This window comes from Halomonas sp. BM-2019 (assembly GCF_017584085.1).
The window spans coordinates 748,284-769,408 of record NZ_CP071922.1 but is presented as its reverse complement, the minus strand read 5'-3'; the positions used below and the strand labels follow the sequence as shown (position 1 = coordinate 769,408).

Here is a 21,125-nt window from a genome sequence, read left to right as displayed (position 1 = left end):
TCAACGCTGACGCAGCAGGGAATCCTCGCCCTCTCCGTCGGCAACATATTGATTGTAAAGCATCTCTCTTGCCAGCACCGCGCCGGCGCCCACCCTTGTCCAGCCGCCGAATGCTTTATCAGCAGGTTATCGATTATGACAGCGACAGCGTGCTAGGTTGAGGAGGCTGCCGAGCCTGCCCAGCCGGTCAACCTCCGGCCGCCGGCGACGCCCCTCCCCGCAGACGCTGACAACAGGGGAAAGCAGCGGCACCCGATACGTCTTCTCGACCAACAGCAATAACCCCGCACAGGGACCGGCCTGGCCGCCGGCGTGGCATTGGCCGCCCTTACCACCACCGCCCAGGCCCAGGAGCGCTGGACCATGACCTCCACCTGGCCGGACAGCATCGATCTGATCCAGATCGACCGCCACTGGGTGGAGCTGGTCAACAAGCTGGCCGGCGACGAGCTTACGATCGAGTTCCGCGCCGGGGGCACCCTGATGCCCGCAACCGAGGTGTTCGACGCCACCGAGACCGGCAGCATCGAGGCTTCCGGCGACTGGCCCGGCTACTGGGCCGGCCGCAACCCGGCCTTCTCGCCGCTGGCCACCACCACCATGCTGTTCAACGGCGTCGACTACCTGAACTGGATCCAGCAGTGGGGCGGCTTCGATCTCTACCAGGAGATCTACGGCCAGTACGACATGGTCTACCTGCCCTACGGCATCACCAACAACGAGTCGGGCTTTATGGGCCGCACCCCCATCGAGAGCCTGGCCGACCTGGACGGCAAGCGCCTACGTCTGGCCGGCCGCGACCAGGGCCGGGTGCTCGAGCAGCTGGGCGGCTCCCAGGTGACCCTGGCCGGCGGCGAGATCTACCAGGCCGTGGAGCGTGGGGTGGTCGACGGCGCCGAGTTCTCCACCCCGGGCGTCGACTATCAGGCCGGCTTCGCCGAAGTGGTCGAATACTGGTCGGTGCCCGGCTGGCACCAGTCGGCCAGCGTGTTCGGGGTGATGATCAACAAGGACGCCTGGGACGCCCTCTCCGAGGAGACCCAGGAGAAGCTCAGGATCGCCGCCGACGCCACCATGGCCTGGTCATTGGCCTGGTCCGAGCGCGGCTCCACCGATGGCACCGAGAAGTTCATCGAGGCCGGCGTGACCATCAACCAGCTCTCCGACGAGGAGCTCGACCGCATCCAGGCGATCACCAACGAGGTGATCCTGCGCGGCGCCTGTGAGCACCCCGACCACGCCAAGGTCTACCATTCCATGATCAGCTACCTGGAGCACTACGCCACCTGGCGGGACATCTCCGCGCCCTTCAACATGAGCCGCACCATGGACAACCTGCCGTCCCTGGAAGAGCTCGAGGCCTGCCTGTAAGGCTCCCCCGGCCGCCCCGGCACTGCCCGGGGTGGCCCGCGTTCCGACGTCGGAGGCTGTTCCCATGAATGCGATTGCCAAGGCGATCGACTCGCTCAACGAGGTGCTCGGGCGGGTCATCGCGCCGCTGATCGCCGTCATCACCCTGGTGGTGCTCTACGATATCGCCCTGCGCCTGTTCACCGGGCGACCCAGCGACTGGGCCTTCGACATCACCAAGATGCTGTTCGGCGCCCACTTCATGCTGATGGCCGCCTACGGCCTGCGCCATCACGCCCACGTCGAGGTCGATGTGCTCAAGCGCCTGCTCTCGCGCAAGAAGCAGGCCGTCATCGAGATCCTCGGCTACCTGATCTTCTTCGTGCCCTTCATCCACATGCTGCTGACCCTGGGCTGGAGCTTCTTCATGCGCTCCTACAGCCGCGGCGAGACCACCTACGGCATGGTCTCGATCCCAGTCTACCCGATCAAGGGCGTCATCGTGGTGGCCGCCTTCCTGATCGGCCTGCAGGCCATCGCCATCGTCATCCGCGCCATCCAGCAGCTGCGCGAGGAGAGAGCCGCATGAACCTGAGTCCCGAACTGCTCACCCTGTTCATGTTCTCCGGCCTGCTGATCGGCCTGTTCATGGGCCACCCGCTGGCCTTCGTGCTCGGCGGCGTGGCGGTGATCGGCGCCTACCTCGGCCCCGGCGAGCGCGTGCTCGGCACCATCATCAACAACATCTACGGCAACGCCATGGACAACTACGTCCTGGTGGCCATCCCGCTGTTCGTGCTGATGGCGCGCTTCCTCAACGATTCGGGGGTCACCGAGAAGATGTTCGCGGTGATGCGCCTGCTGCTGGCCAACCTGCGCGGCGGTCTGGCGCTCACCGTGGTCATCGTCTCGGTGCTGCTCGCCGCCACCACCGGCATCGTCGGCGCCTCCATCGCGGTGATGGGCATGATCGCCCTGGCCCCGATGCTCAAGCACGGCTACAACAAGGAGCTCAGCTCCGGGGTGATCATGGCCAGCGGCTGCCTGGGCATCCTGATCCCGCCGAGCATCATGCTGATCCTGATGGCCAGCTACTCGCCGGTCTCGGTGGGCGCGCTGTTCGCCGGCGCCCTGGTGCCGGGGCTGATGCTCGGCGCCATGTACGCCCTCTACGTGCTGGTGATCTGCTACATCAAGCCGAGCTACGGCCCGCCGGTGCCCGCCGAGGAGCGGGCCGAGACCTCGACCGGGCAGCTGCTGATCATGCTGGCCAAGTACGTGCTGCCGCCCATGGCACTGATCCTCGGCGTGCTCGGTGCGCTGTTCACCGGGGTGGCCACCGCCACCGAGGCCTCGGCCCTCGGCGTGGGCATCGCCTTCCTGCTGTTCCTGATCTTCGGTGACCGCAAGCCGAGCACCTGCTTCCGCACCCTGATCGAGGCCGGCAAGACCACCACCATGGTGATGCTGGTGCTGGTGGGGGCCACCGCCTTCACCGGGGTCTTCTCCCGCGGCGGCGGCATGACGGTGATCAGCGACCTGGTGCTGGCCATGCCCGGCGGCACCGTGGGCGCGCTGATCCTGATGCTGTTCCTGGTCTTCCTGCTGGGGATGTTTCTGGACTGGACCGGCATCGTGCTGCTCAGCTTCCCGATCATGCTGCCGATCGTCCAGCAGCTGGGCATCGACGTGCTGTGGTTCGTGGTGATGGTGGCGGTGGTGCTGCAGACCTCCTTCCTCACCCCGCCGTTCGGCTATGCGCTCTTCTACCTGAAGGGGGTCGCGCCCAAGGGCGTGGAGATCGTCGATCTCTACAAGGCGGTGATCCCCTTCGTGGCGCTGATCGTGCTGGCCTGCCTGCTGATGGCCTTCTTCCCGGTGCTGGTCACCGGCCTGCCCTCGGCGCTGCTCGGCTACTGACGCCAGGTACCGGCCCTCCAGAGCGCCCGCCGTGCCCCGCACGGCGGGCGCTTCGGTTTTCGCCGTTCGGCTCAGGTGGGCAGGACGTGGCGGTGGCAGGAATTGACGTATGTCATGAAAAGCCTTTTGCGTATCATTATCATTTGCAGCAGACAATAATTTTGCTATCGTGCCGATAGACCGAGACTGGCAGTGGAACCATAACCGCCGCAGAGCGGATACGAACCAACCGCCAACCACAGGATCATTCCGACATGCAGAAGTCGCTGTTCGCCTCCGCCACCCTCGTGGCCACCCTGCTGGCCGCCCCCCTGGCCTCTGCCGCCGACCTGACCCTCTACTCGGGGCGCGGCGAGTCCATGGTGGAGCCGATCATCTCCCAGTTCGAGAAGAGCACCGGCATCAGTGTCAACGTGCGCTACGGCGATACCGCCCAGCTGGCGGTGCTGCTGCAGGAAGAGGGCGAGCGCTCACCGGCCGACCTTTACTGGGGCCAGGACGCCGGCGCCATGGGTGCGCTGAGCCGGGCCGGCCTGCTGGCCGAACTGCCCGGGGACATCTACGAGGGCCTGCCCGGCATCTACACCAGCGAGACCGGCAACTGGGTCGCCGCCAGCGGCCGCGCCCGGGTGGTCGCCTACTCGCCGGAGCGGACCAGCGAGGACGAGCTGCCCGAGAGCGTCTTCGACCTCACCGACGAGCGCTACGAGGGGCGCGTGGGCTGGGCGCCCACCAACGGTTCCTTCCAGTCCTTCATCACCGCCATGCGCGTGGAGCACGGCGACGAGCGCACCCTGGCGTGGCTCGAGGGCATGAAGGAGAATGGCGCCGTAACCTTCCGCAACAACACCAGCCAGGTGCAGGGCATCGCCGACGGCGAGGTGGACTTCGCGCTGGTCAACAGCTACTACCTGCCGCGCTTCGTGGCCTCTGATGAAGACTTCCCGGTGGAACAGGCCTTCTTCGCCGACGGCGACATCGGCAACCTGGTGAACGTGGCCGGCATCGCCGTGCTCGAGAGCAGCGACAACCAGGAGGCCGCCGTGGAGTTCGTTCGCTTCCTGCTCTCGCCGGCCGCCCAGCAGTACTTCACCGGCAACGTCTACGAGTATCCGGTCACCCGCGACGCGATCCAGAACCCGGTGCTCGAGGACTTCGACCGCTTGCTGGAGGTCTCCCCGCAGATCGACCTGGACGACCTGGAGGACCTCGAGGGCACCCTCCGGCTGCTGCGTGACGCCGGGCTGCTGTAGCCCGGGCCCGCGACCCGCCTCCTTCGGGGGCGGGTCATCGATAACGAGGCACCATGACCCAGATGCGCCACACCGCCACGCCGCACCGCACCCCGGGCCTGCCCCGGCTGCTGCCACGCGGCGTTCCGCTGCATATCCTGCTGCCGTCGCTGATCGCGGCAGGCGCCATGCTGGTGCCCCTGATCTACCTGGGCCTGCGCGCCTTCGAGGCCGACAGCGCCACCCTCGTCGATCTGGTGTTTCGCCCCCGCAACCTGCAGCTGCTGCTCAACACCCTGCAGCTCGCCGCCGGCGTGGTGGCGCTGACCACCCTGATGGCCTTCCCGCTGGCCTGGCTGGTCACCCGCACCGATATTCGCTTCAAGAAGACCCTCACCGTGCTGGGGGTCATCCCCCTGGCGGTACCCGGCTACGTGATGGCCTACGCGCTGATCGGCCTGGGCGGCAACTACGGGGTGCTGGCCCAGCTCACCGGCTTTCAGCTGCCGCGCCTCCAGGGCTACTGGGGGGCGACCCTGGCGCTGTCCCTCTATACCTTTCCCTACCTGTTCCTCAACCTGCGCGCCGCCCTGGCGGGCCTCGACGGCAACCTCGAGGAGAGCGCGCGCAGCCTGGGCTACTCCCAGCGGGAGATCTTCCGCCGGGTGACCCTGCCCCACCTGATGCCGGCGCTGATGGCCGGCTGGCTGGTGATCACCCTCTATGTGCTGGGCGACTTCGGCGCCGTGGCGCTGATGCGCTACGAGGCCTTCAGCTACGCCATCTACACCCAGTACTCCGGTGCCTTCGACCGCGTCTACGCCGCCTGGCTGGCGCTGATGCTGCTGGCGCTGGCCACCTGCTTCGTGATGCTCGACAGCCTGGTGGTGAAGCGCAAGTTGGCGCGCATCGGCACCGGCGTGGCCCGCCCGCTGACGCCCCAGCCCCTGGGGCGGTTGCGCCTGCTGGCCTGGCCCTACCTGGTGGCGCTATTCACCACCTCCATCGGCCTGCCGGTGATGATCCTGGCCTACTGGCTGCTGCTGGCGCCGCCGGATCTCTCCTTCTTCGCCCGGGTGCCCGGCACCCTGCTGCGCTCCGCCGGGGCGGCCCTGCCGGCGGCGCTGCTGGCCGCCGCCTTCGCCCTGCCCATCGCCTTCCTCACGGTGCGCTACCGCTCGCCCGTCGCCAGCCTGGTGGAGCGCTCCGCCTATATCGGCTATGCGATTCCGCCGCTGGCCCTGGCGCTGGCCATGGTGTTCTTCTCGCTGCGCACCGCCCCCTTCCTCTACCAGACCCTGGCGATGCTGATCATCACCTGGGCCATGGCCTCCCTGGCCCTGGCCCTGGGTCCGATCCGCAGCGCTCTGCTGCAGACCCGCCCAAGCATGGAGGAGGCCGCCCACTCCCTGGGCCACGGCCCCATCAGCACCTTTATTCACGTGATCTTCCCGCGCCTGCGCCGCGGCATCCTGGCCGGCGTGGTGCTGGTCTTCGTGCTGTGCATGAAGGAGCTGCCGATCACCTTCCTGCTGGCGCCCACCGGCTACACCACCCTGGCCGTGACCGTCTTTACCCGCACCTCGGAAGGCATGCTGGCCGAAGCCGCGCCCTTCGCCGCCGCCATCGTGGTGTTCTCCAGCCTGTCCGTGGGCCTGCTGCTCACCAAGGAGGGCAAATGATGTCCAATCTCAACCTCAAGGCCGCTCCCCGGGGCACGCCGACCCGGCTGCCGGAGCCGCTGCTCTCGGTGGACGGCCTGCACAAGCGCTATCGCCATCAGGACCCGCTGGCGGTGGAGGACGTGGGGTTCTCCCTGGACAACGGCGAGATTCTCGCCCTGCTCGGCCCCAGCGGCTGCGGCAAGACCACCACCCTGCGCATGATCGCCGGCTTTGAGCACCCCGATGCCGGCGAGATCCTGCTGCGCGGCGAGAACGTCACCCGGCTGCCACCTCAGCAGCGGCGCATCGGCATCGTCTTCCAGGATTACGCGCTCTTCCCGCACATGACGCTGGGCGAGAACGTCGCCTTCGCCATGCGCCATGTGCCCAAGGCCAAGCGAGCGGCCCGCGCCCGGGAGTGGCTCGACCTGGTGGGCCTGGCCGATCTCGCCTCGCGGATGCCCGACCAGCTCTCCGGCGGCCAGCAGCAGCGGGTGGCGCTGGCCAGGACCCTGGCCGCCGAGCCCGAACTGGTGCTGCTCGACGAGCCCTTCTCCAACCTGGACGCCGCCCTGCGCGAGTCGACCCGCAAGGAGGTACGCCGGCTGTTCAAGGCCGCCGGCACCTCGGTGATCCTGGTGACCCACGACCAGGCCGAGGCGCTCTCCTTCGCCGACCAGGTCGGGGTGATGCACTACGGCCAGCTGCTCCAGGTGGACCGTCCGGAACGCATCTACCAGGCGCCGGCCACCGCCTTCGTCGCCGAGTTTCTCGGCCACACCAACCTGCTCGAGGGCGAAGCCGACGGCGAGATCGCCCGCACCGCCCTCGGATCGGTGGCCATCGACTGCCACTGTCGCGGCCCGGTGCGCCTCTCGCTGCGCCCGGAGTACCTGGCTCTCTCGGCGGCCCCAGACGATCGCGGCGCGATCATCATCGAGCGGGAGTTCCGCGGCCACGACTGCTTCTACCTGCTGGAGCAGCAGGGCCAGCACTTCTGCGCCATCACCCCCAGCCATACGCTGTGGAAGATCGGCGAGCAGGTCAGCCTGGAGCCCCAGCGCACCGCCACGGTGCTGAGGGACTGAGCGCCTAGCGCCTAGCGCCTAGCGCCTAGCGCCTAGCGCCTAGCGCCTAGCGCCTAGCGCCTAGCGCCTAGCGCCTAGCGCCTAGCGCCTAGCAGGAAGATGCCGCCAGCCATGTTGCCGTCAAGTGCCTCGACTCGGCACCAGCCGCCCGTCACTGAACAGCTGGGCGCTAGGCGCTTGCAGCTGGGCGCTGCCCGAAGGGCTAGTGCGCCTCGTCCCAATTGGCCCCGCTCTCCGCCTCGACGATCAGCGCCACCTTGAGCTCGGCGGCGGCCTGCATGCGCCTCTTCACCTGCTCGATGAAGGCATCTACCTGCTCCTCGGCCACCTCGAAGACCAGCTCGTCGTGGACCTGCATCACCATCCAGGCGTCCATCTCCCCCGCCTGTAGCCAGGCGTCCACGTCGATCATCGCCCGCTTGATGATATCCGCCGCGGTGCCCTGCATGGGGGCGTTGATGGCGGTGCGCTCGGCGCCCTGGCGGCGGGCGCGGTTCTGGGAGTGGATCTCCGGCAGGTAGAGGCGCCGGCCGAAGACGGTCTCGACGAAGCCGTCCTCCGCCGCCTGGGCGCGGATGCGCTCCATGTAGCGCGCCACCCCGGGATAGCGGTCGAAGTAGCGCTCGATCCAGGTCTGCGCCTGGTTGCGCTCGATATGCAGCTGGCGACCCAGCCCCCAGGCGCTCATGCCGTAGATCAGCCCGAAGTTGATCGCCTTGGCGCTACGCCGCTGGTCCCCCGAGACCCTTTCCAGGGGCACCCCGAAGACCTCCGCCGCGGTGGCGGCATGGATGTCGCGCCCCTCGGCGAAGGCCTCGAGCAGCCCCTTGTCCTCGGAGAGATGCGCCATGATGCGCAGCTCGATCTGGGAATAGTCGGCGGCGACGATGCGGTAGCCCGGCCGGGCGATGAAGGCCTGGCGGATCTTGCGCCCCTCCTCGGTGCGGATCGGGATGTTCTGCAGGTTGGGGTCGCTGGAGGAGAGGCGCCCGGTGGCGGTGACCGCCTGGTGGTAGCTGGTGTGCAGCCGCCCGGTTGCCTGGTTGACCAGCCGCGGCAGCTTGTCGGTGTAGGTGGACTTCAGCTTGGCGAGCCCCCGATGCTCCATGATCACCTTGGGCAGCGGGTAGTCCAGCGCCAGCTCCTCGAGGACGGCCTCGGCGGTGGAGGGGGCCCCCTTGGGGGTCTTCTTGAGCACCGGGATCTTCTGCTCCTCGAAGAGGATCTGGCCGAGCTGCTTTGGCGAGCCCAGGTTGAACTCGCGCCCGGCCAGCTCATGGGCGCGGACCTCCAGCTCGCCGACCCTCACCTCGAGCTCCCGGCTCTGGGCGCGGAGGCGCGCCGGGTCCAGCGCCACCCCGGTGCGCTCCATGCGCGACAGCACCGGCACCAGCGGCAACTCGATCTCTTCCAGTACCTCGGCCAGGCGACCCGTGGCCGCCAGGCGCGGGCGCAGCTCGCGGTGCAGGCGCAGGGTGATGTCGACGTCCTCGCAGGCGTAGGGGGCCGCCTGCTCCAGGCTGATCTGGTTGAAGGTGAGCTGCTTGGCGCCCTTGCCGGCGATCGCCTCGAAGGAGACGGTCTTCTCGCCGAGGTACTTCAGCGCCAGGGAGTCCATGTCGTGGCGGGTGGCGGTGGAGTCCAGCACGTAGGACTCCAGCATGGTGTCCTCGAGGGGCCCCGCCACGGCGATGCCGTGGCTGGCCAGCACCGAGATGTCGTACTTGAGGTTCTGGCCGATCTTGGTCTTGGGGGTCTTCTTGAGCACCGGGATCTTCTGCTCCTCGAAGAGGATCTGGCCGAGCTGCTCGGGGGCATCCAGGTAGTCGTGGGCCAGGGGGATATAGGCGGCCTCCCCCGCCTCCAGCGCCAGCCCCACCCCGACGATACGGGCCTCCATGTAGTTCAGGCTGGTGGTCTCCAGGTCGAAGCAGAAGGCTTCGGCCGCCTGCAGGCGCGCAAGCCAGGCGTCCAGCGCCCCCTGCTCGAGGATCACCTGATCCTCCCGGGCGCCGCCGCCGGCGGCCGGCGCTTCCTCGTCGGCGTCGCCCGGGGTCGGCGTGGCGCCGGTGACGTCGTCCACCCCCTCGTCCTTGCCCTCCAGCAGCTCGGCGAGCCAGGCCTTGAACTCGTACTCGCGGTAGAGCGCGAGGAGCGCCTCGCGGTCGGGGTGGGCGATATCGAGGTCGTCGAGGCCAACCGGCAGCTCGCAGTCGGTCTTGATGGTGGCCAACTGGTAGGAGAGAAAGGCCTGGTCGCGGTGCGCCTCGAGCTTCTTCGGCAGCGTCTTGGCGCCGCGGAAATCCAGCGTCTTGACCCGTTCCAGGTCGGCGTAGATGGTCTCGAGGCCGCCCCCCATGCCCTGCAGCAGGCCAAGCGCGGTCTTCTCGCCCACCCCCGGCACGCCGGGAATGTTGTCCACCTTGTCACCCATCAGCGCCAGGAGGTCGATGATCAGCTCGGGGGGCAGCCCGAACTTCGCCTTCACGCCTTCGGCGTCGAGGGTCTCGTCCTTCATGGTGTTGACCAGGGTGATATGGGCGTTGACCAGCTGGGCCATGTCCTTGTCGCCGGTGGAGATCACCGCATCGCGCCCCGCCTCGGTGGCCTGGCGGGCCAGGGTGCCGATGACGTCGTCGGCCTCCACCCCCTCGATGCACAGCAGCGGTAGCCCCAGCGCCTTGACGCACTGGTGCAGCGGCTCGACCTGGGCGCGCAGGTCGTCGGGCATCGGCGGGCGGTGGGACTTGTACTCGGCGAACAGCTCATCGCGGAAGGTCTTGCCCGGGGCGTCGAAGACCACCGCCATGGGACTGTCCGGGTAGTCCTTGATCAGCCGCTTGAGCATGTTGAGCACCCCCTTGATGGCGCCGGTGGGCTGTCCCTTCGAGGTAGTCAGCGGCGGCAGGGCGTGGAAGGCGCGGTAGAGGTAGGAGGAACCGTCGACGAGTACGATGGGGGTATCGGCCATGGAGGCATCCATTGCAGCTGAGCGGGAAGTGTTCCTGATCCCCCATGATACGCATTGCCCGGCCGTTTTGCCGCGTCGGCTGGGCCGCGGGGCCGCGACGACTTACACTGGAGTCACAGCCACGTCATCGCCGCGCCGCGGCCAGGAGGCCCACATGAACGCACACCGCTCACTTCCTGCCCTGCTGCTGGCACTGGGGCTGGCACTCGCAGCCGTGGGGCCGGCCCAGGCCCAGACCGAGGCCGACCTGGAGCCCGATATCACCATCCGCCAGGAGGAGGACCAGACCATCCGCGAGTATCGCGTCAACGGCGAGCTCTACGCCATCGAGATCCGCCCCTCCCGCGGCCCCTCCTACTACCTGGTGGACCATGACGGCGACGGCAACTTCGAGCGCCAAGAGGGCGATCGCATCGCCGTGCCCCAGTGGATCCTGCGAACCTTCTGAGGCAATGCCACGACGCGTGCATCACTCGGCCAAGTCGCTACAATAGGCGGCTTGGCATTCCCGGGTGAGAGACACATGGCCGTATTCACACCGCTTACCGAGACCCAGGTCGCGGAGTTCCTGGCACAGTTCGATGCCGGCTCGCTGGTCTCCCTGGAAGGCGTGCCCGCCGGCACCGAGAACAGTACCTTCTTCGTCACCACCGACCGGCGAGCGCTGGTGCTGACCCTGTTCGAGCAGGGCGAGCACGAGGAGCTGCCATTCTTCGTGGAACTGCTCGACTATCTGGACGAGCACCGCCTGCCGGTGCCCGGGCCGCTGCATGACCGCGACGGCGTGGCGCTCCACAGCCTGGCCGGCAAGCCCGCGCTGCTCTTCCCGCGCCTGCCCGGCAAGCACCCCAAGGCCCCCAACCTGGCGCAGTGCCGCGCCCTGGGCGAGGCCCTCGGCCATATGCACAAGGTCTCCCAGCACTTCCCCGGCCACCGTCCCAACCCACGCGACCTCCACTGGCTGCTGCCGATGCACCACAAGGTGCTGGTCTACCTATCGCCGGAGGACCAGACCCTGATGAAGGACGAGGTGGAGATCTACCAGGACGCCTTTGGCAACGCCCCAGAGCTGCCCCAGGGCGCCCTGCACGGCGACCTGTTTCGCGACAACACCCTGTTCGAGGGCGATCGCCTGGGCGGGCTGATCGACTTCTACAACGGCTGCACCGGCGACCTGCTGTTCGACCTGGCCATCGTCATCAACGACTGGGCCACCGAGGCCGACGGCCGCCTGAACGCCGCCCGCCACGACGCCCTGCTCTGTGCCTACCAGGCCCAGCGGCCCCTGACCGAGGCCGAGTGCGACGCCTGGCCGATGATGCTGCGCATGACCGCCCTGCGCTACTGGCTGTCGCGGCTGCTGGTGGTCTACGTGGACCCGCCGGCCCACGACCTGACGCCCCACGACCCCGAGCAGTTCCGCACCATTCTCAAGGCACGCCTCGAACACGGTGCCCTGCCCCTTCCGGAGGTGAATGCATGAGTCTGTCCATGTCCAGTGCCGGCAGCCCGGCCAAGCGCGCGCGGCGCGTCTGGAACATCGACCAGTGGGGCAGCGGCTACTACGACGTGGACGACGCCGGTCACGCCCTGGTCCGCCCCCTGGGCAGCGAGATCGAGGGGCCGGCCCTGCCGCTGGGTGACCTGGTGGCCGAGCTCAAGCGCGCCGGCCTGCGCCTGCCGGTACTGGTGCGCTTCATCGATATCCTCCATGACCGGGTCGAGCAGCTGTGCACCGCCTTCGATACCGCCATGGCGGAGGAGGAGTTCGGCGGCGGCTATACCGCGGTCTACCCGATCAAGGTCAACCAGCAGCGCCGGGTGGTAGAGGAGATCCTGGCCACCCCCGAGCGCGGCCGCGACCGGGTGGGCCTAGAGGCCGGCAGCAAGCCCGAGCTGCTCGCCGTGCTGGCGCTCTCCGGCGACGGCCCCTCGCTGATCGTCTGCAACGGCTACAAGGATCGCGAGTATGTGCGCCTGGCGCTGATGGGCGAGAAGCTCGGCCACCGCGTCTACCTGGTGGTGGAGAAGCTCTCGGAGCTGCCGCTGATCCTCGAGGAGGCGGGCGAGCTCGGGGTCAAGCCGCGCATCGGCCTGCGCGCCCGCCTGGCCAGCGTGGGCCGCGGGCGCTGGCAGAACACCGGCGGCGAGAAGTCCAAGTTCGGCCTCACCGCCAGCCAGATCCTGGCGGTGGTCGAGCAGCTGCGCGCGGCCGACGCCCTGGGCAGCCTGCAGCTGCTGCACTTCCACCTGGGCTCACAGATCGCCAATATCCGCGATATCCAGCGCGGCCTGCGCGAATGCGCGCGCTTCTACCAGAGCCTGGTGGAGCTTGGGGCGCCGGTGGATACCGTGGACGTGGGCGGCGGCCTGGGGGTCGACTACGAAGGCACCCGTTCGCGCAGCTTCTGCTCGGCCAACTACTCGATGCTCGAGTATGCCCGCAACGTGGTCTACGCCTTCCGCCTGGCCTGCCGGGAGCAGAACCTGCCCGAGCCGCACCTGATCAGCGAGTCCGGCCGGGCGCTGACCGCCCACCATGCGGTGCTGATCACCAACGTGATCGGCGAGGAGCGGGTCAGCGATGCCGCCCCGGAACGGCGGGTCCAGGGCGACCCCCAGGTGGACGAGCTGTGGCGGGTCCACGCGCTGCTGGGCAACGCCCCCGACCAGCGCGGCCTGGTGGAGGCCTGGCACGACCTGGTCCAGGCCATGGGCGACCTTCACGAGCGCTTCGTGATGGGGCTCACCAACATCACCGCCCGGGCCGAGGGCGAGGCGGTCTACTTCGCCGCCTGCGCGAGGCTGCGCGCGCGCCTCGACACCCGCAACCGGGTCCACCGGGAGATCGACGACGAGCTGGCCGAGAAGCTTGCCGACAAGCTGTTCGTCAACTTCTCGCTGTTCCAGTCGATCCCCGACGTCTGGGGCATCCAGCAGATCTTCCCGGTGCTGCCGCTGACCGGCCTGGATCAGGAGCCGGTGCGCCGCGGCGTGATCCAGGACATCACCTGCGACAGCGACGGGCGCATCGACGGCTACGTGGACGGCCAGGGCGTGGAGACCACCCTACCGCTGCCCGAGTGGCAGGAGGGCGACGAACAGCTGCTGGGCTTCTTCCTGGTGGGCGCCTATCAGGAGATCCTCGGCGACCTGCACAACCTGTTCGGGGATACCGACTCGGTGGATGCCATGCTCGACGAGCAGGGCAACTGGACCTTCAGCCATATCCAACAGGGCGACCGGGTGGCCGACGTGCTGAGCTACGTCAACTTCGACGCCGAGGTGCTGCGCTGCCACCTGGCCGACCAGCTGGCCACCAGCGGCCTGGAGGAGGCCGAGCAGCAGCGCTTCCTCGACGAGCTGGCCGAGGGCTTGGCCGGCTACACCTACCTCGAATAGCCCTCCCGGCCCCGCTCGGGCAGGGCCTGCCTGCCCGCCGACCGACCCCACCAGCGCAGACGCCCCGCGGCCAGGCCGCGGGGCGTCTGGGTTTCGCCCGGCGCGAAGGGAGCGGCGTCACTCCACCACGCGGGTGATGATCGAAAGGCCGCCGGTCAGGCTGAAGCTCAGCTCGGCACCGCGGGGCAGCGGCCCCACGCCGGCCGGGGTGCCGGTCAGGACCACGTCCCCCGGCAGCAGGGTGAAGTGGCGGCTCATCTCGGCCACCAGGGTGGCCACCGGGAAGAGCATGTCCGCCCCCTCGCCGCGCTGGCGCAGCTCGCCGTCGATCTCCAGGGTGAACGCCAGGGCGCTCCAGTTGGGGACCTGGGAGAGCGGCAGGAAGGCCGAGAGCGGGCAGGCGCCGTCGAACGCCTTGGCCATCTCCCAGGGGTGCCCCTTCTCCTTGAGGCGGGTCTGCAGGTCGCGCAGCGTCAGGTCCAGCCCCAGTCCGATGCCGACCACGGCGCGCTCGGCCTCGTCGGCAGTGGCATGGGAGAGCTCCTCGCCGATCAGCAGGGCCAGCTCGGTCTCGTAGTGGACCTCCCCCCGGGAGAAGGGCGCCTCGATGGGGTCCTCCAGGGGCACCGCGCAGGTCGCCGGTTTGATGAAGAACAGCGGCTCGCTGGGTACCGGGTTGTCCAGCTCCCGGGCATGATCGGCGTAGTTGCGGCCGACGCAGACGATCTTGCCGAGCGCATGGGGAAATTCCTGGCCATCGGTAAAACGTGGAACAAAGCGCATGGCGGGTCTTCTCCTTCTCATTATGCGTGCCGCATCTCGGCGACAAGCCATACAGTCTACCGCACCAGGCGCCCCGTACCACCACCGGACGGGCGGGCAGATCGCCTCAGTCGGCCGGCGAGACAGCCGCGGGCGACTCCCTTGCGGGCTGATAGTCATGTCGAGATGCCCAGGCCAGGCTTCAAGGTCCGGGGAGGATGCTGGCTCCCGAAGAGCAGGTAACAAAAAACCGCCTCGCGGGCGGTTGATGTCTTCTCGTAACATGCTGATTGCACACGTGTTGCAATGGTGCCGGCACCAGGAGTCGAACCCGGGACCTACTGATTACAAGTCACAGCACCAAAAATCCTCAAAAAATCAACACGTTGCAGCGTGTGGAAGTCTTCGTGGAATGCTTACAGAGACAACCTGAGGACAGGTTTCATCACCAGCATCACACGGCATCATCGACTAGCTATTGAAGAGGACGAGGCTCCAGCTGTCAACCTAAACAAGGAAAAACTAATCAGACGATCGTCCCGGGGAGGCCGCCAGCTCGAGGGGGGATGCTCGATAGGAAGGGACAAGCGGTGCAGGAGCATCGAGCCAACCCCTGGCACCGCAGGTGGGTCATGGTCAGGTTGCCAATCGGTCGCGGCTGGGCCTAGACGCGTCCCTCCAGCACACTGCGCAGGCTTCCCATGTCGACCTCGACATACTCCAGCGTCGTACTGATGTTACTGTGCCCGAGCAGCGCCTTGACGATGTGCAGGTTGCGGTCCGGCTCCTTCATCAGCTCAGTGCCCAGGGTATGGCGGAACCGGTGCGGACTCATCTGGTAGCCGCAAATCTGGGAGAGCTTCTGATAGAAGCTCTCCACCTGCCAGGAGTCCATCGTCTCCATTCGGTGCCGCACGCTGAACCGGTTAACGTTGAAGATCTGCTCACCACGCTTGATACCCACCATCCTGGCCGAGTTCATCAGATTCTCCAGGTGCGGGTACAGGGCTTTGGAGATAGGAACAAAGTGCTCGCGGTTGTTCTTGGCCCCCTGCCAGGTGGCCGTGATCACCCGCCCCTTCAAGTCGATATCTTCGGGCTTCATCAGCAGCAGCTGGGTCAGACGAATGCCTGTGTGGTAGAACGTTTCAAACACAATCTCCCAGAACCAGACTGGATGAAGCATCGATGGCGACCTTCGGTAGCGCTCCATCTTCTTGTGCAGGTCGATTGCTTCTCTTGCCATATCCACCTGCCGCTTGCTCAAGGTTTTCTTCCTTTTCTTAGGAGAATTGACTTCCATCTTGGCAAACGGATTCGATGTGATGTCGATCAGCGCGTGATCAATCGCATGCTTGAAGAGAATCCTGTTGTGCCGACAATAGTTATTCCAACTGGAGTGTGCGAGATTCCTTCCCTCCTCCGAGAAGCAGAATTCCCTCCATTCCCTGACATCGTCACGGGATACCTCCACTGGCAGCTTATCTTGCCCAACGAACCTCCGGAACAGCTTCACTGGCAAGCTATAGGGAATACGACTCCTCTCCGTCAGCCAGCGCTCAGAAAAACAGGATTGCAACAAGTCATCAAAGGTAAATGTTTTCATTCTTCAGGCTTCCCATCAATCAGGTTAATAAAGGGGTTATCAAAAACCTCCTTACCCTCCTCCATCAGGTCATCCTTACCCACAAGATACCCAGACAGGGTGCTCGACTTCTTGTTTGGACCGACCACCTTCACCTTGTGAAAACTTCCGCCATCCTTGTTCTTCTTGTGAAGCTTCAGCTTCTGGAATGAATCCTGAACTGCTTTCCACTCATTCTCTTCTCCGCTCACTTCCTGGCAGTAGCGCTTGAACACCCTGGGGCTCACAATAAACAGTTTCCCGTCTACTGCATGCACCAAGGCCTTCGAGTCGTTCATTAATATCTTGTGGGTTTTCAGCCCGCCCCGCAGCCAGGCTAGAAAATCTTCCCCGGGTGATGCCTGCCCGGAAGATGCAGGGTGCGCAACCCCTTCGTCACTCTCAGCAGGGCCTTTCCCTGGCTCTATCCCTAAACTTGCCGCTGTTTTCTCAGCGCCACCTGTGGCGATATCAAGAATGGAGGCTTCCAGATCATCCCGAGTGTACTCGGTTCTATTTGAATCAGCCATCTCACCTGTTGTCTCCGCAGGCGCAGGCACCTCATCTGACTCCGGCTCTGGAAGCTCCTGCCTATTCGCCCGGCCACTTTCACAACCTTCAATGGCCTCGACGTTTCCCGAGAAAATCTCCGGCTCTTCATCACCATCCCATACTAGAGACTTGTGAACCTTGAGCATGGAAAGATCGGTTTGCCACTCCCCCATCTCGACCCTGCACTTCCAGACCGATCGCCCCTCCGGGTTCTCCATGATCAGGCCATGGGACTGCATTTCGTCATAGAGGCGAGACTCATTGGATGGCACACCCTCGATGCCATGGGAAAGGAGGTAGCTCTTGATCTCTCTTGGCACCAGCGGCGTCACCAACCACAGTGCCTCGGAGGTGACGAAACCCTGCGCCCCTTTTTCGTTGAGCCGGATCTTTTCTTTCACGACGTGGCGAATGGCACCTTTCAGCTTGCTCTGCAGGGAGTCCTTGGGGGCTTTCTCAATGTTGGACACCTTGCCGCCCAGCGACTTGGCGACGCTGGCCCTGTCAGCCTGACTGACGATTTCCCCTATCACTCCGGAGCGCTCCGAGTGCCCACTGATGGCGTACATCACCAGGCCAAACAGCTCCGGCTGGCTTCTCAACCACTCGAGCCCGGCATTGCCAATCACTTCCTTGCACAAGAGCGGATTGGCCGCAGCATGAAGGAAGTAGTCTCGCCCCTTGATATAGCGAACGCGATACTGATCGGGAATGATCCCCTCCCATAGGCACCAACTACGCCCGGATTTCAGGCGTATGTCGACGTCGACGATGACCTTGGCGATATCATGCAGCAGGCAGGCATAGATGACCGCCACGCTCCACAGCTCCCCGGTAGAGGACTGCCTTTCTGGGGACTCCTTCGGCGGGAGCAGGTGCTGTCGTCGGAGCCTCAGGCCAAACACACAGGTCTCGAGGCCGTGATCCAGCATCCCACCCGGGTAGCTATGGTGATGAGATTCCGAGGCCGGCAGCAGCTGGACCCGCTCTGCGTAGCGCTGCAGCGGCTCCTTGACGTAGGCCTCGAACACCGGCGCTGTCAGGGAGGTGCTTTCCTGGATCGCCCGCAGCAGCTGCTGCCGATAGGGTGTTGCCAGCAGCTGCGCGCCGGTGTGCGGGCTCTCCCAGCCGACGTCACCCTGGACGCTGTCGGTGCCGGTCGTGTTGCGGCGTCCACGTAATAATTTGAGAATCAGCAATTTTCGCTCCTCTGGATGCAGTCCGTGCATCACAGCGGTGGACCCTGATAGGCACCAGCAGAAACGTTAAATGCGATGAGAGGCGTTTTCCCCAGAGCACTCCTTGCTCCGGCGCAATAGCTCTGGGATGCGAACCATAGAGCGAATGATTTTATTTATCAGAAAGATTATTTTCACTGAGAACATCCATATATTTTTTATGAGATAATTATTATTTTATAGACGATATCACTTACAACTAAAGTCGAATCAATAAAGCAGCGCCTTGCCAGATTGGAAAAAGCCCCCTGCGAAAAGGGGGCATAGGTTGGGGTATCGGCCAGCTGACCAGCTGCCTGGCCAGGGCCATCTCCACGGAGTCTCCGTACATATTGAGAGCATTCAGGCCCGACTCGGGGATGCCTCCAGACGAGCTTTGGGCCACTGCGATCTACTTGGCCATCAGCACAGGCAGGCGATCGATGATGATCCGACATAGACGAGATAAGCACTTTTACCAGAGCCGCCTACATTGGAGGCTATAATTTCTGGAAGCAACATCCTCGAAAGCCAAATCAAACCAATCGGTATCAGTAGGATGTTAGCTTATCTTATAGCCAAGCAGCGAAAGCATGGACAATTCTCTTTCTCTTTATATCAACCGGAATCATTGCTTGAGAACAGAAATTCAATTAGCCGCAATAAACACCAAGGACACTTTAACAAGGGGAGGGAGTCCCAACCAGGCGCGGCGTGACATGCCAGCCTGGCAAAGACATGAAAATCATAAAAAACCAATTCCTAGCAATTTCGCAACCACTTAATATGGTCGTAAAGCCCCCCTATCAGTCTAGATGCCTGCTCATTATCCTTCGCAGAATTGATATTTCCCTCCTTGAGAAGAAGTTCTTCTGCCATGGATACGACCTCCTGGGAAATATCCTTCGGGACCACTACCACCCCATCCTGATCCGCCAAGATAAAATCGCCGGGCGCAACCATTACAGTGCCTCCCACTTGCGCAGGTAGAGCAACGGGTACACCACTTTGAGTGATTGCCCAGCGCTTCCCGCCATTGATCGGCGTCACACCTTTCGCTCGTACAGGCAAGCCGATCCCAGTGAGTTCGTCGCTATCTCGTGCAAGTCCATCGGTGATCACACCAAGGCATCCGTTCTGCTTGAGCTTGAGTGAAATGCGATCACCTATAAGGGCTCCCACTGAAAAGCCCTGAGATGCCACCACCAAGACTGCTCCCGATGTATCTAGGCTGGTAAGATAATACAGCGGCTGCAACGCTCCCTCGGGCACTTGCGTAGTCAAGACGGTCCGGGCTTCACCCTTCACACATACTGCAGGCCCACAGAAGGGACTTTTATCTCCCAACCTCAAGAATCCAGACATTACAACTTGATTAGGAAATCCTGCCTCATCCAACACATCGCTGAGGGCAGCACTACCAACATACAACAAGGCCCTGGCCAGTCCATCGTTAGTTACATAGGGCATCACCATCTCCTCTCGACATCAACGTCCTTGCACACCTAGCACTAAATCGGGAAGCCCGGTAGAAAGCACCGGCACCAGCGTCAGCACAGCCAACACGACCAGCCCAACGATGAAGAACACCGTTACACCCCTTGTTCCTTCTTCTATAGACACACCGCCAATCTTCGAGGCCAATGCCAGCACGATGCCAATCGGTGGAGTGATCAGGCCCAGACAAAGGTTGACGGTAATGATCACACCGAAGTGTATAGGGTCAATACCCAGCCCGACTGCGATGGGGAACAGCACCGGCAACAACATCACCTTGGCGGCATTCACTTCCATGAAGGTGCCAATAAACAACAATAGCACATTGATCATCAGCAGAAACAGGAGAGGAGAACGTACGGTTTCTTGCATCCAGCCAGCCAAGGTATTTGGGATGTGGTGGGAAGAGAGTATCCAGGCAAATAGCGCTGCAGCCGCCAGTATAATCATTACCGATGCCGTCATTCGCACACTCGACCTGACGGCGTCAATCAAGGACCGAAGACTCATATCCCGATAAACGAGGGTGCTGATGACAAGTGAATAGATGACTGCCAGCACAGAGGCCTCAGTCACAGTAAATACACCCATACGAATCCCCACCAGAATGATGACGGGCATCATGATGGCAGGCAATGCCTTCCAGAATGCCACCCCGATCTCTTTGATCGTGGCGGGTGCTGACGTGGGGTAGTTCCGTTTCTTGGCAATGTAATAGGCCGTCATCATCAGGGCCAGCGCCCAGAATAGGCCAGGAACGACACCAGCGATAAACATCCGGATCACCGACTGATCGGTAATAAAAGCGTACACAATCCAAGCAATGGAAGGCGGGATCAGCGGGGAGATCGGGGACGAGGCTGCCGTCAGGCCAATCGAGAACTTCCGGTCATACCCCGCTTGAACCATGGCCGGGATATAGGTACGCCCCATGGCGCTAGTATCCGCCACGGCAGATCCAGAAACCCCACCAAACATGATCGATGACATCACGTTACTGATGGCCAAGCCACCGGTAAATCGGCCCACCAACGCATTGGCAAAGTCAATCAATCGTCGGCTCAGGCCACCAGCCACCATGATGGAGCCCGCCAATAGGAAAAAGGGAATGGCCATCAGCGAAAAGCTGTCCATTCCGGAGTAGATTCGCTGGGCCGCTATCACTGGATTGATATGCCCTTGCAGAAAGATGACGGCAAAAGATGCCAGGATAATGGCAAAAGCCACTGGTAAGCCGATGGCAATCAACAGCACCATGGCACCGGCAAGCACCAGGCCGACCATTTCGATACTCATGAAGAGGCCTCCTTACGGCGCTTACAGCACTGCACATTCAAGCTTCCAAGTCTGGACAACAGAAGCACCACGGCAATCATCAGCGCCCCCACGGGAATTGCATAATAGGGGTAAGACATTGGAATGCCCAGCCCAGAAGAGGAAGTGCGACCGCCAACCTCGGCCAGCTGCATCCCATAATACCCAAGCAAACCACACATCCCTACTGTCAAGAGATCACGGATAAAACTGACAGCAAATTTCAACTTGCCCGACATCTTGTCAACCAGATATTCGACTGAAATATGCCCGTCACTATCTTTGATCAGGGAAGCCGATCCAAGCATGGTCAGCCAGACAATCAAGAACCTTGCAAGCTCTTCTGACCAAAAAGTTGGACTATTCAATATGTAGCGGGCAAACACCTGGTAACTAATTGATGCAAGCATGACCAATAGGATAGCCATGCATAAGTAGTCGATCGCATTGGCAAGTCTTGAGGCCAGTCGTGTCAGCAAGCTCATTGGCACCCTCTTTCGGCAGGAGCCCTCCCCGATCAGGGAGGGCTTGA

16 protein-coding genes are annotated in these 21,125 nt (G+C 63.8%); 9 read left to right on the top strand and 7 right to left on the bottom strand.

All coding sequences use genetic code 11. The features are described from left to right. Positions 1–363: 363 nt before the first annotated feature. The 6 genes from dctP to J5F18_RS03865 all read left to right on the top strand — a co-directional run bounded on the left by dctP (position 364) and on the right by J5F18_RS03865 (position 7,254). Complete coding sequence (gene dctP, locus J5F18_RS03890) at positions 364–1,371, top strand: TRAP transporter substrate-binding protein DctP (protein WP_346301021.1); 1,008 nt, start codon at positions 364–366, stop codon at positions 1,369–1,371. Positions 1,372–1,435: 64 nt separating this feature from the next. Further along, positions 1,436–1,939: a TRAP transporter small permease subunit gene (locus J5F18_RS03885; RefSeq protein ID WP_346301020.1), complete on the top strand. Its 504-nt coding sequence runs from the start codon at positions 1,436–1,438 to the stop codon at positions 1,937–1,939. After that, complete coding sequence (locus tag J5F18_RS03880; RefSeq protein WP_346301019.1) at positions 1,936–3,270, top strand: TRAP transporter large permease subunit; 1,335 nt, start codon at positions 1,936–1,938, stop codon at positions 3,268–3,270. Before J5F18_RS03885 ends, J5F18_RS03880 begins: the two co-directional genes overlap by 4 nt. 254 nt (positions 3,271–3,524) lie before the next feature. After that, positions 3,525–4,523: an iron ABC transporter substrate-binding protein gene (locus tag J5F18_RS03875; protein ID WP_346301018.1), complete on the top strand. Its 999-nt coding sequence runs from the start codon at positions 3,525–3,527 to the stop codon at positions 4,521–4,523. A 53-nt stretch (positions 4,524–4,576) separates the two neighbouring features. Then, on the top strand, positions 4,577–6,184 hold the full coding sequence (locus J5F18_RS03870) for an iron ABC transporter permease (protein WP_346301017.1): 1,608 nt from the start codon (positions 4,577–4,579) through the stop codon (positions 6,182–6,184). After that, positions 6,181–7,254, top strand: coding sequence for an ABC transporter ATP-binding protein (locus J5F18_RS03865; protein ID WP_346301016.1), 1,074 nt, complete (start codon positions 6,181–6,183; stop codon positions 7,252–7,254). Before J5F18_RS03870 ends, J5F18_RS03865 begins: the two co-directional genes overlap by 4 nt. Positions 7,255–7,456: 202 nt before the next feature. On the opposite strand, the gene polA is transcribed toward J5F18_RS03865, so the two are convergent. Then, positions 7,457–10,225 (bottom strand): DNA polymerase I, encoded by a 2,769-nt coding sequence (polA, locus tag J5F18_RS03860; RefSeq protein ID WP_346301015.1) that lies wholly within the window; start codon positions 10,223–10,225, stop codon positions 7,457–7,459. A gap of 154 nt (positions 10,226–10,379) precedes the next feature. On the opposite strand from polA, the gene J5F18_RS03855 reads away from it, so the two are divergent. The 3 genes from J5F18_RS03855 (at position 10,380) to speA (ending at position 13,627) form a co-directional block, all read left to right on the top strand. After that, positions 10,380–10,673: a DUF2782 domain-containing protein gene (locus tag J5F18_RS03855; RefSeq protein WP_346301014.1), complete on the top strand. Its 294-nt coding sequence runs from the start codon at positions 10,380–10,382 to the stop codon at positions 10,671–10,673. Positions 10,674–10,748: 75 nt separating this feature from the next. Further along, entirely contained in the window at positions 10,749–11,708 is a 960-nt protein-coding gene (locus tag J5F18_RS03850; protein WP_346301013.1) for a homoserine kinase, read from the top strand. After that, positions 11,705–13,627, top strand: a complete 1,923-nt coding sequence (speA, locus tag J5F18_RS03845; RefSeq protein WP_346301012.1) for a biosynthetic arginine decarboxylase — start codon at positions 11,705–11,707, stop codon at positions 13,625–13,627. The genes J5F18_RS03850 and speA overlap by 4 nt, the downstream gene beginning before the upstream one ends. Before the next feature lie 117 nt (positions 13,628–13,744). On the opposite strand, the gene J5F18_RS03840 is transcribed toward speA, so the two are convergent. From J5F18_RS03840 to J5F18_RS03815, 6 genes are all read right to left on the bottom strand, one after another. Further along, entirely contained in the window at positions 13,745–14,410 is a 666-nt protein-coding gene (locus J5F18_RS03840; protein WP_346301011.1) for a fumarylacetoacetate hydrolase family protein, read from the bottom strand. 643 nt (positions 14,411–15,053) lie between these two features. Further along, positions 15,054–15,995, bottom strand: a complete 942-nt coding sequence (locus J5F18_RS03835) for a tyrosine-type recombinase/integrase (RefSeq protein WP_346301010.1) — start codon at positions 15,993–15,995, stop codon at positions 15,054–15,056. Beyond that, the gene (gene mobH / locus J5F18_RS03830; RefSeq protein WP_346301009.1) at positions 15,992–17,764 is read right to left on the bottom strand and encodes a MobH family relaxase; all 1,773 of its coding nucleotides are present in this window, start codon (positions 17,762–17,764) and stop codon (positions 15,992–15,994) included. The genes J5F18_RS03835 and mobH overlap by 4 nt, the downstream gene beginning before the upstream one ends. Positions 17,765–18,544: 780 nt before the next feature. Next, entirely contained in the window at positions 18,545–19,252 is a 708-nt protein-coding gene (locus J5F18_RS03825) for a hypothetical protein (RefSeq protein ID WP_346301008.1), read from the bottom strand. 18 nt (positions 19,253–19,270) lie between these two features. Continuing rightward, complete coding sequence (locus J5F18_RS03820) at positions 19,271–20,575, bottom strand: TRAP transporter large permease (RefSeq protein ID WP_346301007.1); 1,305 nt, start codon at positions 20,573–20,575, stop codon at positions 19,271–19,273. Next, positions 20,572–21,078: a TRAP transporter small permease gene (locus tag J5F18_RS03815; protein WP_346301006.1), complete on the bottom strand. Its 507-nt coding sequence runs from the start codon at positions 21,076–21,078 to the stop codon at positions 20,572–20,574. Before J5F18_RS03815 ends, J5F18_RS03820 begins: the two co-directional genes overlap by 4 nt. Positions 21,079–21,125 lie beyond the last annotated feature (47 nt).